We start from the raw sequence: 13,932 nt of genomic DNA, 5'->3' as shown, positions 1-13,932 counted from the left end.
GTAAACGTCTGGAGCCACTGGAAAAGTAGCGGGGACAGGATTTGAACCTGCGACCTCTGGGTTATGAGCCCAGCGAGCTACCGAGCTGCTCCACCCCGCGTCGGTGTTCCCCCAGTCTACGGCATGCCGGTCGATGATCCGCACGTCAGCGACCGGTTCCGCCCCCGACCCCCGCCCTATGCCCGGGGAAACGCTCGTGGGCGCCGTATGGCGCCGACCTCCGCATAGCCCTGGGGCCGACCGGAACGCCGCTGGGACGGTGCCTGGCCGTATCCGGTCAGAAGCGTCTGTCTCAGCGCGTGCGCGGCGGGGCCATCCGGGCGTGGAGCGGAGTGGAGCAGAGCGGCACGAGTGAGTTCGGCGCCCCGCTCGTGTTCCTCGTTCGGGGACCATCGAAGTCCTTGCTGAGGAGATCCACGGTCAGCCCCACCGCCCCGTCGTCCGGCCCCTTCGCGGAGAACCCGACCTCCGACGCGAACCAGGGGCCAGCGGACACCGAGGAGAAGTACACCCAGGCATGGTGCGCCGCGAAGTCCTCGCCGGTCTGGGTGAGGATGAGGCTGCCCGGACGGAGATCGATGCCGATACGGGCCTCGGTGCCCTCCTGCGTGACGACGGGCTCGCCGGTGGCGCTCGACGTCATGCGGCCCTCTGAGGGGGAGACGGATCTCGTCTGCCGGGCATCGCAGGTGACTGCCCGCTGGGCGAGGGCACCCGATACCTCAGGCAAGAAACGGCCTCGGGTTACTGACGAGCGCCGCCTGCGGCTCCGCCGGCGGCCGTATCCCGCCGTCCCCTCCAAGCGCGGGTGGACGGCGGGATCGGTCGATCGGACGGCTCAGCCTCCGCAGCCGCTGACCGAGATGGAGGACACCGCGTTGTCGTAGAGGAACAGCAGTTCCTGCTTCGCGCCCGCCGGGATGCTGAAGTAATAGCCGTGGTGGTTGATGTCGGTCCAGATGCAGACCTGATCGTTACTGAGGTTCCACACCGAGCTGGCCCGGTCGTTCCACGCCCAGCCGATGTTGAGGATGTCCGCCGGTTCGAGCTGCAGCACGTCCCCGGTGTTGTTGTGGCCGTCGAAGAGGTAGATCTTCCCCGCGATATAGCCGTCCTTGGGGTCGGCCGACGCGGTTCCCGGAGCTGCCAGTACGACAGTGGAGGCAATGGTTGCCGCTACCGCCGTGGCCTTGAGTGTCAGTTTCATGGGGTCCTTTCCCGTTATGCCCCTGGAAGCGCGGTCATGGTCGCCGAGTTCGGCGTTCGCTTCTTGAAGGCGTCCGGTCGTAGGACGGTCCGCGCGCGCGGGTGGTTCGCGGAGCCCGGGGGTTCTTCTCCTTGGCGAGGCTCCGCACATCCGGCATGACGGATAAATGCGGGGTGGCCGGGGTCACGGGTACCGCGCGCTGTTCCCCGACGAACCTGCCGGACGGGCCAGACGGACCAGGCGAGCCGATGCGGCACTCGGAATCGCGCGGACGCGTGGGCGTGCCGGCGCCACCAGGCCGCGCCCCAGAGGGCCTGGAGTCCACCGAGGATCACGATCGTCGTCACCGCGTCGGCCACCGCCGGCCAGCCGGACGGGGCGGCCGGCGTGTACGGGGCCCGGTCGACCGGCACCAGGGTCACCCGGGTCACCACCAGATAGGCCAGGACCAGCGGTGAGTATCCCGGACGAGCCGATCGCCCCGCCCGGTCAGGCGGTGCCGTCCGACCCCGCCGGTCCCGCAGGTCCCGAGGCGCGGGACTGACCGGCTCCCGGATCTCTGCGGGGAGGGCCGACAGGCCCGTGTGGACCCCACGCTCTGCACTGGCCCCGGGGGCCGAGCGTCAGGACGGCACGGGCGCGGCGCTGCCGCCCTCGGCCCGTACGGTCGAAGCACTACACCTTCACCGCCCACGCTGACCGGCTGCAGACGGCTCGCCGCGAACAGCAAGGTCAGACCGAGGGCGAAAAGGTCGTCGGTATCGCGCGGCAGCTCGTCACGCACCTGCCGCGCGGGCGCGTAACCCGGCGTCCATCCGGGCAGGTGCAGTCCTTCGTGGGAGGCAAGACCGAAATCGATGATGCTGGCGCCGTCGCCGACCAGAACGTTGGTGGAGGAGAGATCCCGCATGACGACACCGCGTTCGTGCACCGCGATGAGGATACGAGCCAGTCCTGTCGCCAACCGATCAAGGCTGCACCACGACGGCCGTCCTGTTGTTCGTCGATCGCGCGGCAGGTGTTGCCCCGGGCGGCCGAACAACGTCGAGCCGGTCTTCCTGCCGGCCTACGGCTCCTGACTGAACTGGATCGAGGCCGGCTTCACAGCCCTGCGCTACTTCACGCTCAACGGCGCTGACCACCGCATCCGCGATGAGCAGAACGACGCCATCGCCGTCCTGGCCCGTTGGCACGACACCCGCGCGAAACCAAAAACGAACTTCGCGCCCGACTCACCGATCCGTTCACGGACGGAATACCCGGCCAGAGCCGCCCGACAAGCCGCCAGTCCACCTGGGCACTCATCCGAACGGTGGCGTGCTGATCCGCTTTTCGAACCAGTGGTGCGCATACGGCTCGTCGTTGAAGGCGGCGACCTCCTGGAAGCCGCTGGAGTGATAGAGACCAATCGCCGCGGTGAGCGTCTTGTTGGTGTCCAGACGGAGTACGTCGCGGCCTTGCTGGGCGGCTTGAGTCTCCAGCTCGGCCAGGAACCGGCGGCCGAGACCGAGGCCCCGGGCGCGGGGCGCGACCCACATGCGTTTGATCTCGGCCGGGGCGCCGGGGGGCAGCTTCAGGCCGGCGCAGCCGACGGGCTCTCCGTGCAGTCGGGCAACCAGGAACAGGCCGCGCGGGGGCCGGAGTTCGCCCGCGTCGGGCAGCAGGCTCCGCGCGGGGTCGAAGCCTGTCTCAAAGCGTTCCTGAATCTCGGCGAAGTAGGACCGCAGGCAGTGCTGGGCGTCGGGATGGTCTGGGTCAACCGTGTCCAGCGTGACCGTCGCAGCGGTCAGCAGCCGTTCGACCTCGGCCATGGCGGCGGCCAGCCGGGCGCGCTGGGCCCTGTTGAGCGGCTCCAGGAGAGAGCCGGCCAGCTCGTCGCTGCGGCCATCGAGCACCGCGCGCTCAGCGCGGCCCGCATCGGTGAGCCGGATGGTGCGCACCCGCTTGTCCCGGGGCTGCGGCTCCACCGTCACCAGGCCGTCGGCTTCCAGGGAGCGCAGCAGCCGGCTGACGTACCCGGAGTCGAGCGCGAGGCGCTCGCGCAGTTGCCGCACGTCCTGGCCCTCCTCACCGATCTCCCAGAGCAGCCGGGCTTCGCCGAGGGGCCGGTCGCGGCCCAGGTAGTGGTCGTGGAGCACGCCCACACGTTCGGTGACGGTCCGGTTGAACTGCCGCACCTGGTCGATCTGCACCGTGTCCATTCTCTGACTTTAGTCAGAGAACTGTGTGCGGGGCCAGAGGCTTGAGCCTTCGCCGAGGCGTTGATCGGCGTTCGAGAAGACGGATGCCGGACTGCGTGCCGATTACCCAGTCGCGGATGTGAGCCGACGGCGCCGTCCCCCGCCGGCTCGAAGCTCGTGCAACGGAGGCGAAGCCCGGCAAGAATTCCTGTACGCCACCTCCTCACACCCGACAACGCCCCACCTCGGCGCGGTCGGGCGCGCCCGGGCACGAGGGCGAGGCGTCAGCCGTCCAGCAGTGCCACATGGACGAGGTACGGCAGGAGGCTCACGGCCTGCGGATCGTGGTCGAGCAGCACCGCGACGGGGGTGCGCCCCCGGGCCCGGAGGGCCTCGACGAGCCCCGTCCGCCCGGACGTCCCGCCCTCCACCGAAAGCGGCGGGCCGGCCGCCTCCCGGTCCGGCGTGACGGAGGGAACGGTCGGCACGACGGGGCCGGCGCCGGTGAGCCGTACCCCCTTTTCCCGGGCGAGCAGGGCGCGTACCGCGGCGGCCTCAAGGGCCTCGCTCCGCGTGGCGGCGACGGCGACGACGGTGGCGTCCCCGAGCCGGATCGCGCAGGCCGGTACGGAGATCAGCGCGGACAGGTCGTGGGCGACGGGTTCACCCGCCGCACGCAGCGCGCGCAGGGCGGCGGAGCCTCCGTGGTCCGGGAGCGCGAGCCGGGGGACGCGGACGCCGGGCCCGGCGAGCCGGTGGGTCACCAGCGCCTCGCAGTGCCCGGTCAGCGCGGCCTCCACCGCGTCCGCCCAGGTGAGCCCGGCTTCCACGCCCGTCGGCAGCCGGTACGGCGTGCCCGGCGCCGGAGGCGGGGTCGGGGCCGGGTAGGCCTCGGCCGCGGGGATCCGGCGCAGCCGGTCGGTGACGAGGTCCAGGCCCCAGACCTCGCGACCGCTCCGGGCGTCCGGGGCGGCGGCGAGGGTCCCGTACGCGGCGAGCGCGTCGAGCAGGGCCGCGAGGCGGGCGCTCGGGGCGTCCGGGCCGTGACCCCACACGGTGACACCGGGCGCCTCCGCGGGGCGCGGCCCGAACGGGTCGGGCACCGCGACCGCGCACTCCCACAGACCGGCCGGCCCGGGCCTGGCCTCCGGAACCGGCCCGATGAGCCCGGTCCGGGCGTCCGCCACGGCGTCGATCCGCTCCAGCAGCCGTGCGGCCTCGACGGCCGCACCCCCGATCCGCCCGAGGAACGCGACCCGCGCCCCCGTCTCCGTACCCGCCCGGGTGGCCGAGCGACCGGGCCGGGGCAGGGGCACGACGGGGTGCCGGCTGCTGGACGACGTCCGCACGTCGGTACACACGAGGTACGGCTCTTCGGCGGGCCCGGGGCCGCCCTCGGCGTCGCCGGCCCGTGCCGCACCCGCGGCCCCGGCTTCCGCCGCTCCCGCGGCTCCGACGTTTCCGGTGCCTCCGGTCCCCTCCACGGTGCCCGCCGTGCCCTCCTGGCCCTGGCTCAGCCAGGCGCCGAGGAGCCGGTTGGTGATCCATTCCGCCCGCCCGGCGGCGAACACGGTGCCGGCGGGGCCGTCCGCCCCACCACCCACCGGCCCGGCCGGCGGAACCTGCGGCGGGAATCCGCGCAGTCGCCGCCAGGCGGAGGCCGCGGCGGTGCGGTCCGCGGGACCGAGCGGGCCGGTCCACATTTCGTCCGGGTGGACCAGCATCTGCCCCAGCCAGGCCCCGGCGCCGGCGCACCGGTCGGCCGTGGCCGCCAGCTCGGCCGTCGACCGCGCGACGTGCAGCACGGTGTCGTCTGCCGTGAGGGTCTCCCTCTCCGCCCACGCCGTGAGGCCGCCGAACGCCTCGGTATCACCCTCACCCGTCCGGCGGACCCGGACGTCACGGCACCCGGCCCGCTCCGCCGCCGCCGTGAGCGCCCGGAGCTCGTGGTCCTCACCGGCCAGCAGCAGCCGCCCGTCCGGCGCCCGTCCGGGCCCAGCCCCCCGAGTCGGCGGGTGGACATAGGCGTCGCCGTCCGCGCTCCCCTGCGGCGCGACCTCGTCACGAGGCCGGTCGTCGTCACTCCATCGCGGACACATGCGTCGGCTCCTGTCCCTGGATCACTGGCGGTCGTGTCGAGGGGCTCCGCGCCCCCCGGCCCCAATGAAAGAGGACGGAGATATGTAAACGATCTGCGCTGGATATACCGTGGCCGGTTTTCACCCGCCGAGGACCGCCCGCGTGGGGCCGACGCGAGGCGAGCCGTCCCCGGTCCGCCATGGCGACGCCCCACCCCTCCGACGGAAGCCGTCTGCCCGTACTTACCTTTATAGCGTGTATGCAATTATTGCGTGAGTACGCAAGGCGCCCGCTCAAGCAAGCAGCGCTCACCGGCCCAAAGGCCGACCTTCTGAGCGCGGCCGCCCGCCGTGCCGCCCAGGCCGCCGGGGTCCCCGTGAGCGTCACCGTGCTGGACGCCGACGGTCACCTGCCGGCCTTCCGCAACGACGACCGGGCCGTCCTCATCTCCGGCGAGACCAGCACCCGCAAGGCGTACACGGCGCTGCAGCTCGACGCCCCGACCTCCGAGCTGACGGAGCGGGTCAAGCCCGAGGGTCCCGTTCCACAGCCTGCCCACCGCCCTCGACCAGCCCCTGCTGTTCATCGCCGACGGCGGCCCCGTTCGCGTGCCGGAAAATCACCAACCCGGCCCCGGCGGCGTTGTGTTCTGATGGCGCCATGAGCGCACACACGTCGGACGCGGGCGCGTCCCCCCTCATCCGCCAACGCACCGGGCACGATCTCGGGGACTGCGTACGTGTCCTCGCGGAGGTCCACGAGCGCGACGGCTACCCGGTGAACTGGCCGGACTCCCCCGGCACATGGCTCACGCCACCCTCGCTCCTGGCCGCCTGGGTCGCCGAGCACGACGGCCGGATCGTCGGCCACATCGGTCTGTCCCGCAGCGGCGAGGGGGACGCGGCGCCCGGGCTGTGGAGCGCCCGTACGGGGACGGGGCCGGAGGCGACCGCCGTGGTCAGCCGGCTGTTCGTCGCCCCGTCCGCGCGCGGGCTCGGCATCGGCGCGCTGCTGATGGAGCAGGCCGTCGCGGCGGCTCGGGAGCACGACCTGCACCCGGTGCTCGACGTGGTCTCCTCCGACACCGCGGCGGCGGCCCTGTACGAGCGGCTGGGCTGGAAGTTGCTGGCCACGGTCGAACAGAGCTGGAGCCCGGAACAGACGGTGCCCGTCCGGTGCTACGCGGCGTCGGTCTGATCAAGTCGGTCGCGCGGGGCACGTGATCGCTGCGAGGGTGGCGGCATGCCTCCGTGGAATCTGCTCGATCTCGACACCGCCCTGCGCGCCTGCTGGGCGGCCGACACCTGTTCTCCCGACGACATCACCCACATCGCGTGGACCCCGGACAATCCGGCCTGGGGCCACTGCGACATCACCGCGCTGATCGTCCACGACCTCTTCGGCGGCGATCTCGTCGTCGGGGACGTGCACCAGGACGGCGACCCGCAGGGCTATCACTGGTGGAACCGACTGCCCAGCGGTGTCGAACTCGACCTGACGCGGGAGCAGTTCGTCCGAGGTGAGGTCGTCAGCGGGGCCCGGGTCGTCACCCGCCCGCCCGGCCCGCTGCCCCGCCGCTGGGAGGAGTACCTCCTGCTGCGCGCACGCGTGACGGAGCGTCTCGGCCCGCTCCCGGAGCCCGCCTGAGACGGCGGGGGGCGGCAGCGGGCCGACCCGCGTCCGGCGGCGCCCCGCGTGCCGCCGGCCGTCCGGGGGCACTTACGCTCTCCGCTCATGAACCTCATCGACCTGGAGATCGCCCGGCACGACTGGCGGAACATGCCGTGCGGGTGCGGTGATTCGGCCGAGCACCTTCCCGGGGACCTTCTCCGGCTCGCGGAACGCGGCCCTGCGCAGGGGCCGGTCGAGACCGGCCTCGAGGAACACGTCTGGTCCGTCAGGGGGTTGTGGGACCCGGCCCCGGCTGTCACGGCCGTCGCGCTGGCCGCGCTCGCGGACGAGACGCCGCCGCACGCGCGCCTCCTGTACCTCGATGTCCTGCACTGCATGGTCGCCGGAGACGGGACACACCCCGAGGCGGCCCGCCCGGACCTCGATCTCCCCGCGCTGTGCGGGGATCTCGCCGCCGAGGGCACCTGGCTGCTGTACCGCGAGGTGATGACATACCGGAATCCCGGCCAGGCCGGTTCCGCGTTCGAGATCCTTACGGCGATCGGGACCGACCGGGACCGGCTCGAACGGCTTCGGGAGGCCGCGGCCGGCTGGCTGCCCGTGTGCTGCCGGACCGGCCTGTGCGACGACTGGTCCGATGCCGACGACGACCTCGGGTGACAGCACCTCACCGCACGCCCGGGCCGTCAAACGGCGCCCACGATCAGCCCGACACCGCCCAGCAGGGACAGGCCCAGGACGGCGGTGCGCACGGACGTCGCCGGGAGTTTGGGAGCCAGGAGCATGCCGGCCGCGGTGCCCAGCACGAGGGCGGCCAGTTCGGGCAGCCCTGGCATGAGGACGCCCACGGACAGCGCGGTGACGATGTTCTGGGCGATGAAGAAGCCGTACAGGGTGCCGCGGGTGGTGGCCGGGCTCCAGTCGGTGTTGGCCGCGTAGAGACCGATGGGCGGTCCCCCGACGCCGCCGACCACGTTGAGCAGCGCGCTGGTGGTGCCGGCCACGGCCGCCCCTTGGGGGCGGGCCAGCCAGGCCCAGCGGGCGCCGCGGGCCAGGGCGGCGACGGCGGCGATGACGCCGGTGCCGGCGGCCACGGCGAGCCACGTCGGATCGGCGTCGCGCAGCAGATAGGCGATCAGCGGGGTGCACACGACGGTGGGCACGAGCAGCTGGAGGATCGCCCGCGGCTTGGCGTGCCGGGCGTCCCGTACGAGAGGGATGGCGGAGGACAGCATCGAGAGGGTCACGACGAGGGCGACTCCCTGGTGCGGCCCGAGATGGAGCATCAGGACGGGGGCGGCGACCAGGGCGAAGCCCATGCCGGTGGCCGACTGGGCGAAGGCGCCCAGCAGGATGCCGGCCAGGGCCAGGTCGTGGGCGTACGCGGTCACGCGCCCGCCTCGCGGTCGACGCCCGCCACTTCGTCGAGGGTGTAGCGGCGCTGGAAGAACACGGCGAGCGCCATCAGGACGGCGGGCAGGGCGGTGAATCCCCAGAGCAGCGCCGACAGGGCGGCGGACGGCTGGGACGTGGTGTGGCCGTCGGCGGTGGAGACGAAACCGGCGACGGCCAGCAGGGCCGCGTACACGTACGGGCCGGTGGCGGTTCCGGTGGCCTCGGTCGCGGTCCACACCCCGGTGTAGGCGCCGGCGTGGGCGACTCCGCGTTCCTCGGCGGCGGCCACCACGTCGGGCAGCATCGAGAAGGCGAACAGCTGGAGTCCGGCGAAGGCCGCGCCCATGAGGACCACGACGACCGTGATGACGGCGGTGCCCAGAACGCGGCCGGGCAGCAGGGCGAGCGAGCCGGCGAGGAACACGCCCTGGGCGAGGAGCAGTCCGCGCTGTTTGCCGATCCGGCGGGACAGCCGCATCCAGACCGGTCCGACCAGCGTCGCCGGGACGAGGAAGGCGCCCATGAGGACGGCGGTCAGCTTGCGGTCGCCGAGTTCGTACTCGGTGTAGAAGGGCAGCGCCGCCAGGAACAGGTGGGTGGTGGTGCCGGTGAACAGGTAGGACAGCAGCAGCGCCCGGTAGTCGCGGTCGCGCCAGGCCGCCTTGAGGTCGTGGCGTACGGAGTGGGCGCGCCGGCCGGGGACGCGGAAGCCGCAGTGGCCGGTGAGCCGGCGTACTCCGGTCAGGGCGAGGAGTCCGGACAACAGCAGCGGGCCGGCCAGCAGCAGGGCCATGCGGGTGTACGCGGAGCGGTCGCCGGAGGCGACGAGGACCGGGGCGCTGACGCCGGCGGCGAGCAGGCCGAGCGTGAGGAAGGCCATCCGGAACACGAAGACACGGGTGCGTTCGTGGTAGCCGATGCGCAGGTCGGAGGGGGTGGTCAGGTAGGGCACCTGGAAGCAGGCGAACAGCAGGTTGCCGGCCACGTAGCAGCCGCCGACCCACCAGGCGGCCGTGGTGCCGGTGAGGCCCGCGGGCACGCTGAACAGCGCGATCCAGGCGGCCGGCAGCAGCAGACCCCAGGTAAGCAGGGTGCGCCGGTGGGAGGCGCGGCGCGCCTGGCGGTCGGAGAGCGAGCCGAGCAGCGGATGGACGACGATGTCGATGATTTTGGGCAGGAGCAGGGTGGTGCCGGCGAGGAAGGGCGGGACGCCGAGGGTCTGGGTGAGGAAGTAGAGCAGCAGGAGTCCGGGGACGGTCACCCACAGGCCCATGCCGACGGAGCCGGCGGCGTACAGGCTGAGGTCTCCGGCCCGTGGCCGGGGGCCGGTGGCCCGGGCGGAGGCGTCGCCGGTCATCCGCGCGACGGCCGGTGCGCCGTCTTCCGCGCGGGTGGTACGGGGTGGGGTGCTCATGGCGCCGCCTTGTGGCGGGCGACGACACCGGCGGCGAGTTCCGCTCCCTGGAACGCGCCGCCGCGGGCGCGGGTGGCGAGGGTCCGGGCGATGACCCGGTCGGTGAGGCGGGGCAGATGGCGGGCGAGGAAGAACTCCACGGCGCCGCGGCGGGTCGTGGGCATGTCCCGGCGGGCGCGGGGACTGAGGGCGGCGCGCAGCACGGTGTCGACGACGCCGTCGAGGGTCTCGTAGCTGCTCATGCCCTCCAGGGAGAGTCCGGCGGCGGCGGTGGAGTCGTGGATGGGGCTGCGGACGGCCGAGGGGTAGACGCAGGTGACGCCGACGTGGGTGCCGAGCTCCAGGCGCAGCGCGTCGGCGTAGGCGACGAGGGCGCGCTTGGACGCTCCGTAGGCGGCGGCCAGGGGAAGCTGCATGACGGCCATGCGGGAGGAGAGCATGACGACGCGGCCGCGGGAGGCCACCAGGGCGTCGACGCAGGCGGCGGTGACGCGCCAGGTGCCGAGGAGGTTGATGTCGAGCTGGCGGCGGACCTCGGCTCCGGGGGCGCGTTCGGCCGGGGCGGGGCCGCCGATGCCGGCGTTGTTGACGAGCAGGTCGAGTCCGCCGAGTTTCTCCAGGGCCGTGGCCACGGCGGCCGGGACGCCGTCGTCGTCGGTGATGTCGCAGGCGAGTACCTCGACCGGGTCGTCGTCGCGCGGCGCCAGGTCCAGGCCGATGACGTGGGCGCCCTGGGCGGACAGCCGGGCGCACAGGGCGCGGCCGAAGGTGCCGGACGCCCCGGTGACGAGGACGCGCAGGCCGCGCGGGTCGCGCAGGGCGCCGCCGGTGAGGTTCCGCAGGGCGGTGACCGGGGCGCCGGGGCGGGCGGTGCGACCGGCGGCGAGGGGGGTCGGTGTCGTGCTCATACGGTGCTCCTGTGCGTGCCGGCGGGGGTGAACGGGCGGGCGCCGCGGCGCAGTCGGGCGCGGCCGGCGGCGATCTCGCGCGGGATGCCGGCGACGTAGCTGTCGAAGTCGATGCGCATGGCGGGGCGCCGGTCGCCCCAGCGGTCGACGGCGGCGCGCAGGGCGCGGTCGACGGCGAGGCGCTGTTCCCGCGCGGTGGGCAGGGCGTAGCCGCCGGAGAGGTGGGCGGCGACGAGCTTCGCCTGGGCCTCGACGACGGGCAGGGCCGCGCCGGTGGACTGCATGAGCCCGACGAAGGCGAGGCTGGGGTCCTGGAGGTGGAAGACCCGCTGGTACAGGGGCAGTCGTTCGGCGTCGTCGCCCAGCCAGCGGGCGGACAGGAACGGGATGGTCACCCGGTATCCGGTGGCCCAGACGATCACGTCGACGCCGGCGGTGGTGCCGTCGGTGAAGGTCACCTGGTCGCCGTCGAGCCGGGCGATGCCGGGGCGGGCGGCCACCTCGCCGTGGGTGAGGCGGTGCAGGATGGTGTCGCTGATGGTGGGGTGGTTCTGGAACAGGCCGCCGGCGGGGGCGGGCAGTCCGTAGCTCTGCGGGGTGCCGACGGCGAGCCGGAGGATCGTCTCGGCCAGCCGCTGGCGGACCCGCCACGGCAGGGCGGCGAGGGCGGCGCCGGTCGCGTCGGAGGGCCGTCCGAAGAGGTACTTCGGGATGATGTGGACGCCGTGCCGGGCGGAGAGCAGGACGGGGCCGCGGGCGACATAGGAGGCGTCGACGGCGATGTCCATGGCGGAGTTGCCCATGCCGACGACGAGGACGCGCCGGTCGCGGAAGGCCTCGGCGGTGCGGTAGTCGTGGGCGTGCGTCTGAGTGCCGTCGAAGGTGCCGGGGTAGGCGGGCTCCGGCAGGCGGGGGTCCCAGTTGTGGCCGTTGGCGACGACGACGGCGTCGACGTGCTCACCGCTCTCCGTACCACCGCCGGTCTCGGTGGTCACGGTCCAGCCGTGGCCGTCCTCGTCGCGCTCGACCCGGGTCACGGTGGTGCCGAAGCGCAGGTGCTCGGTGACGCCGTACGTGTCGCTGTAGTCGGCGAGATAGCTGGCGATCAGGTCGGCGGAGGGGTAGTCGGGCCAGTGGGCGGGCATGGGGTGGTCCGCGAACTCGGTCCGGCCCTTGCTGGTGTTCAGGTGCAGCGAGGCGTACGCGGGCGACAGACCGCTGGCGTTGTCGCGGGCCCACAGTCCGCCGGGCCGGTCGCCCTTCTCGTACGTGACGGGCTCGATCCCGGCGTCCAGCAGGGCCTTGGTGGTGGCGAGACCGGCGGCTCCCGCGCCGATGACGGCGACACGGCACGGTGGGGGCATGGTGCTTCTCCTCGGGCGGTGCCGCATCCGCCGGATCCCCCGTCCCGGCGCTGCCCGCCTGACGGGGGGCCTGGGTCGGATGCGCGGACGACGGCGGTACGGCGAAACGGCGATGTGCGGGGGTGTACGGGGTGTACGGGGTGTACGAGGTGTACGAGGTGTACGAGGTGTACGAGGTGTACGTCGATGGTGTGGCGGCGGTGGCTCCGGACGCGGTGGTGGCGGTGCGGGCCGGCGCCGCCGCAGGCCGGTCGGTGTGGCTGCGGCCAACCGTAGGTCCTGTTTTGGCTGGTGGACATGGGGCGCACCACCGGTTTGGGCGCCTTGCTTGTGCCTGGCCACAAGTACGGGTGAGGATGCGGGGGTGCGGCGTGAGGACTGGGGCGGTGTGGTCGACCTGATCGAGCGGGTCGTCGGCGAGGAGGATCTGCTGGCGTCCGTGGTCGGCGGGGTACGGGCGACGGTGCGGGAGGTCGCGGTCCTGCCCGCGGCCGACATCGCCGGGCACACCCGGGCGCTGCTCGCGGCCGCGACGCGGGCGCTGGCGGCCGGGCGGGGTCCGACGGAGGCGGAGCTGTCGTTCGTCGAGGAGCTCGCCCACACCCGGGCCCGGCAGGGGGTGCCGATCGAGGCGGTGTTGGGGGCCATTCACGTGGCCGAACGGGCGATCTGGTCGCGGGCCCGGGACACGGCGGCCGGGAGCGGGATCGACGCGGGGCTGCTGCTCGACGCGCGGGAGCTGTACGACGACTGGGCGGAGGCGGTCCGCGCGCGGCTCATCCGGGCGCACCGGGAGGCCGTCGCCGCCGGGTCGCACGCGCCCGCCGCCGAACGGGACCTGACGGTGCTGCGGCGGCTGCTCGTCGGTGGTTCGGCGGCCGGACTGGCGGCGGCGGAGGCGGGCCTGCCGGTCGGCGGCGGGCTGTGGGTGCTGGTCGCCCGGCCCGGCGAGCACGGCCTGGAGCAGTCGCTGCGCGAGCAGGCCGCCCAGGCGCTCGTCGCGCATGTGGACGGTCTGCTGGTCGCGGTGCTCACCCGGGCGCCGGCGGTGCGCGCCGCCGGGGGCACGGCCGGGGTGGCCGGGGGCACCGCCGGGGTGGCCGGGGGCACCGCCGGGGTGGCCGGGGGCACGGCCGGGGTGGCCGGGCCGGCCGAGCCCGAGGAACTGAGCGGCGCGCGGCGGCTGGCGCTCGCCGCGCTGACCGCCGCCGAGTCGACGGGCCGGACCGGCGCGGTGCACGTGGCCGATGTCGCGGTGCTGGCGGCGGTGGCCGACCGGGCCGATCTGGCGGCGATGCTGACCGACCGGCACCGGGCGGCGTGGACCGCGCTCGGCGCGCAGGCCCGGCCCGTCGCACTGGCGGTACGGGCCTGGCTGGAGGCCGGACGGGAGGTGGGCGCGGCGGCCGGGCGGCTGTTCGTCCACCCCAACACGGTGCGCAATCGCGTGCAGCGGTTCGCCGAAGCCACCGGCATCGATCCGTTCGACACCTTCGGTGCCATGAACGCGTGGTGGCTGTGCTGTACGTGGCTCGCCGCCGTGGAGGGCGCCCCGGCGGGGCCGGCGAGCGGAAGCCCGGCGGGGACCGGCCCGTCCGGAGCCGGGTCGTTTCCGCGAGGGTGAGCGGGCGCACGGACGACGGCTCCCTCGGGGACGGCGTACAGACGGCCACCGGTGTCCGGCCCTCCCCGCGGAGGGGAGGGCCGGACACCGGGCGCGGCCGGTCAGCCCCCCGCCCGGGGGGAGCCCGGA

12 protein-coding genes, 1 tRNA gene and 1 pseudogene are annotated in these 13,932 nt (G+C 73.8%); 5 read left to right on the top strand and 9 right to left on the bottom strand.

The annotated features are described in order from the left end of the window. Positions 1 to 26 precede the first annotated feature (26 nt). The 5 genes from ABZ693_RS35365 to ABZ693_RS35345 all read right to left on the bottom strand — a co-directional run bounded on the left by ABZ693_RS35365 (position 27) and on the right by ABZ693_RS35345 (position 5,486). Positions 27 to 100 (bottom strand) — tRNA-Met (locus ABZ693_RS35365). 192 nt (positions 101 to 292) lie between these two features. Next, positions 293 to 643 (bottom strand): hypothetical protein, encoded by a 351-nt coding sequence (locus ABZ693_RS35360; protein ID WP_359885598.1) that lies wholly within the window; start codon positions 641 to 643, stop codon positions 293 to 295. 195 nt (positions 644 to 838) lie between these two features. Then, positions 839 to 1,207: a peptidase inhibitor family I36 protein gene (locus tag ABZ693_RS35355; RefSeq protein WP_359885597.1), complete on the bottom strand. Its 369-nt coding sequence runs from the start codon at positions 1,205 to 1,207 to the stop codon at positions 839 to 841. Between the two features lie 1,301 nt (positions 1,208 to 2,508). Beyond that, positions 2,509 to 3,408, bottom strand: a complete 900-nt coding sequence (locus tag ABZ693_RS35350) for a bifunctional helix-turn-helix transcriptional regulator/GNAT family N-acetyltransferase (protein WP_359885596.1) — start codon at positions 3,406 to 3,408, stop codon at positions 2,509 to 2,511. A 263-nt stretch (positions 3,409 to 3,671) separates the two neighbouring features. After that, positions 3,672 to 5,486 (bottom strand): hypothetical protein, encoded by a 1,815-nt coding sequence (locus ABZ693_RS35345; RefSeq protein WP_359885595.1) that lies wholly within the window; start codon positions 5,484 to 5,486, stop codon positions 3,672 to 3,674. 239 nt (positions 5,487 to 5,725) lie between these two features. On the opposite strand from ABZ693_RS35345, the pseudogene ABZ693_RS35340 reads away from it, so the two are divergent. The 4 genes and pseudogenes from ABZ693_RS35340 (at position 5,726) to ABZ693_RS35325 (ending at position 7,758) form a co-directional block, all read left to right on the top strand. Continuing rightward, positions 5,726 to 6,119, top strand: a pseudogene (locus tag ABZ693_RS35340) (GlcG/HbpS family heme-binding protein). A gap of 7 nt (positions 6,120 to 6,126) precedes the next feature. Continuing rightward, complete coding sequence (locus tag ABZ693_RS35335) at positions 6,127 to 6,663, top strand: GNAT family N-acetyltransferase (RefSeq protein ID WP_359885594.1); 537 nt, start codon at positions 6,127 to 6,129, stop codon at positions 6,661 to 6,663. Between the two features lie 45 nt (positions 6,664 to 6,708). Beyond that, a complete protein-coding gene (locus ABZ693_RS35330) occupies positions 6,709 to 7,113 on the top strand; it encodes a YunG family protein (RefSeq protein ID WP_359885593.1) in 405 nt (134 codons plus the stop codon). 87 nt (positions 7,114 to 7,200) lie between these two features. Further along, positions 7,201 to 7,758 carry a hypothetical protein gene (locus ABZ693_RS35325; RefSeq protein ID WP_359885592.1) on the top strand — a complete coding sequence of 186 codons (558 nt, stop codon included), beginning with the start codon at positions 7,201 to 7,203 and terminating at the stop codon, positions 7,756 to 7,758. A gap of 26 nt (positions 7,759 to 7,784) precedes the next feature. Here ABZ693_RS35325 and ABZ693_RS35320 read toward each other — a convergent pair whose 3' ends face one another. Genes ABZ693_RS35320 through ABZ693_RS35305 form a run of 4 tightly spaced genes read right to left on the bottom strand, consistent with a single transcriptional unit; the run spans position 7,785 to position 12,179 of the window. Beyond that, a complete protein-coding gene (locus ABZ693_RS35320) occupies positions 7,785 to 8,489 on the bottom strand; it encodes a TSUP family transporter (RefSeq protein WP_359885591.1) in 705 nt (234 codons plus the stop codon). After that, positions 8,486 to 9,907: an MFS transporter gene (locus tag ABZ693_RS35315; protein WP_359885590.1), complete on the bottom strand. Its 1,422-nt coding sequence runs from the start codon at positions 9,905 to 9,907 to the stop codon at positions 8,486 to 8,488. Before ABZ693_RS35315 ends, ABZ693_RS35320 begins: the two co-directional genes overlap by 4 nt. After that, the gene (locus ABZ693_RS35310) at positions 9,904 to 10,815 is read right to left on the bottom strand and encodes an SDR family NAD(P)-dependent oxidoreductase (RefSeq protein WP_359885589.1); all 912 of its coding nucleotides are present in this window, start codon (positions 10,813 to 10,815) and stop codon (positions 9,904 to 9,906) included. Before ABZ693_RS35310 ends, ABZ693_RS35315 begins: the two co-directional genes overlap by 4 nt. Beyond that, positions 10,812 to 12,179, bottom strand: coding sequence for a flavin-containing monooxygenase (locus ABZ693_RS35305; RefSeq protein ID WP_359885588.1), 1,368 nt, complete (start codon positions 12,177 to 12,179; stop codon positions 10,812 to 10,814). The genes ABZ693_RS35310 and ABZ693_RS35305 overlap by 4 nt, the downstream gene beginning before the upstream one ends. Positions 12,180 to 12,543: 364 nt before the next feature. Here ABZ693_RS35305 and ABZ693_RS35300 point away from each other — a divergent pair, with 364 nt between their 5' ends. Continuing rightward, positions 12,544 to 13,803, top strand: a complete 1,260-nt coding sequence (locus ABZ693_RS35300; RefSeq protein ID WP_359885587.1) for a helix-turn-helix domain-containing protein — start codon at positions 12,544 to 12,546, stop codon at positions 13,801 to 13,803. The last annotated feature ends 129 nt before the right edge of the window (positions 13,804 to 13,932 follow it).

It is taken from the genome of Streptomyces laurentii (assembly GCF_040635425.1).
Classification (GTDB): domain Bacteria; phylum Actinomycetota; class Actinomycetes; order Streptomycetales; family Streptomycetaceae; genus Streptomyces; species Streptomyces laurentii.
The sequence above is the reverse complement of the archived record's forward strand: the minus strand, read 5'-3'. Positions and strand labels throughout refer to the sequence as shown.

Coding starts and splice junctions, on each gene's coding strand:
- ABZ693_RS35335 (WP_359885594.1), top strand. CDS start 6,127: ATGAGCGCACACACGTCGGACGCGGGCGCGTCCCCCCTCATCCGCCAA.
- ABZ693_RS35330 (WP_359885593.1), top strand. CDS start 6,709: ATGCCTCCGTGGAATCTGCTCGATCTCGACACCGCCCTGCGCGCCTGC.
- ABZ693_RS35310 (WP_359885589.1), bottom strand. CDS start 10,815: ATGAGCACGACACCGACCCCCCTCGCCGCCGGTCGCACCGCCCGCCCC.
- ABZ693_RS35315 (WP_359885590.1), bottom strand. CDS start 9,907: ATGAGCACCCCACCCCGTACCACCCGCGCGGAAGACGGCGCACCGGCC.
- ABZ693_RS35350 (WP_359885596.1), bottom strand. CDS start 3,408: ATGGACACGGTGCAGATCGACCAGGTGCGGCAGTTCAACCGGACCGTC.
- ABZ693_RS35345 (WP_359885595.1), bottom strand. CDS start 5,486: ATGTGTCCGCGATGGAGTGACGACGACCGGCCTCGTGACGAGGTCGCG.
- ABZ693_RS35360 (WP_359885598.1), bottom strand. CDS start 643: ATGACGTCGAGCGCCACCGGCGAGCCCGTCGTCACGCAGGAGGGCACC.
- ABZ693_RS35355 (WP_359885597.1), bottom strand. CDS start 1,207: ATGAAACTGACACTCAAGGCCACGGCGGTAGCGGCAACCATTGCCTCC.
- ABZ693_RS35305 (WP_359885588.1), bottom strand. CDS start 12,179: ATGCCCCCACCGTGCCGTGTCGCCGTCATCGGCGCGGGAGCCGCCGGT.
- ABZ693_RS35325 (WP_359885592.1), top strand. CDS start 7,201: ATGAACCTCATCGACCTGGAGATCGCCCGGCACGACTGGCGGAACATG.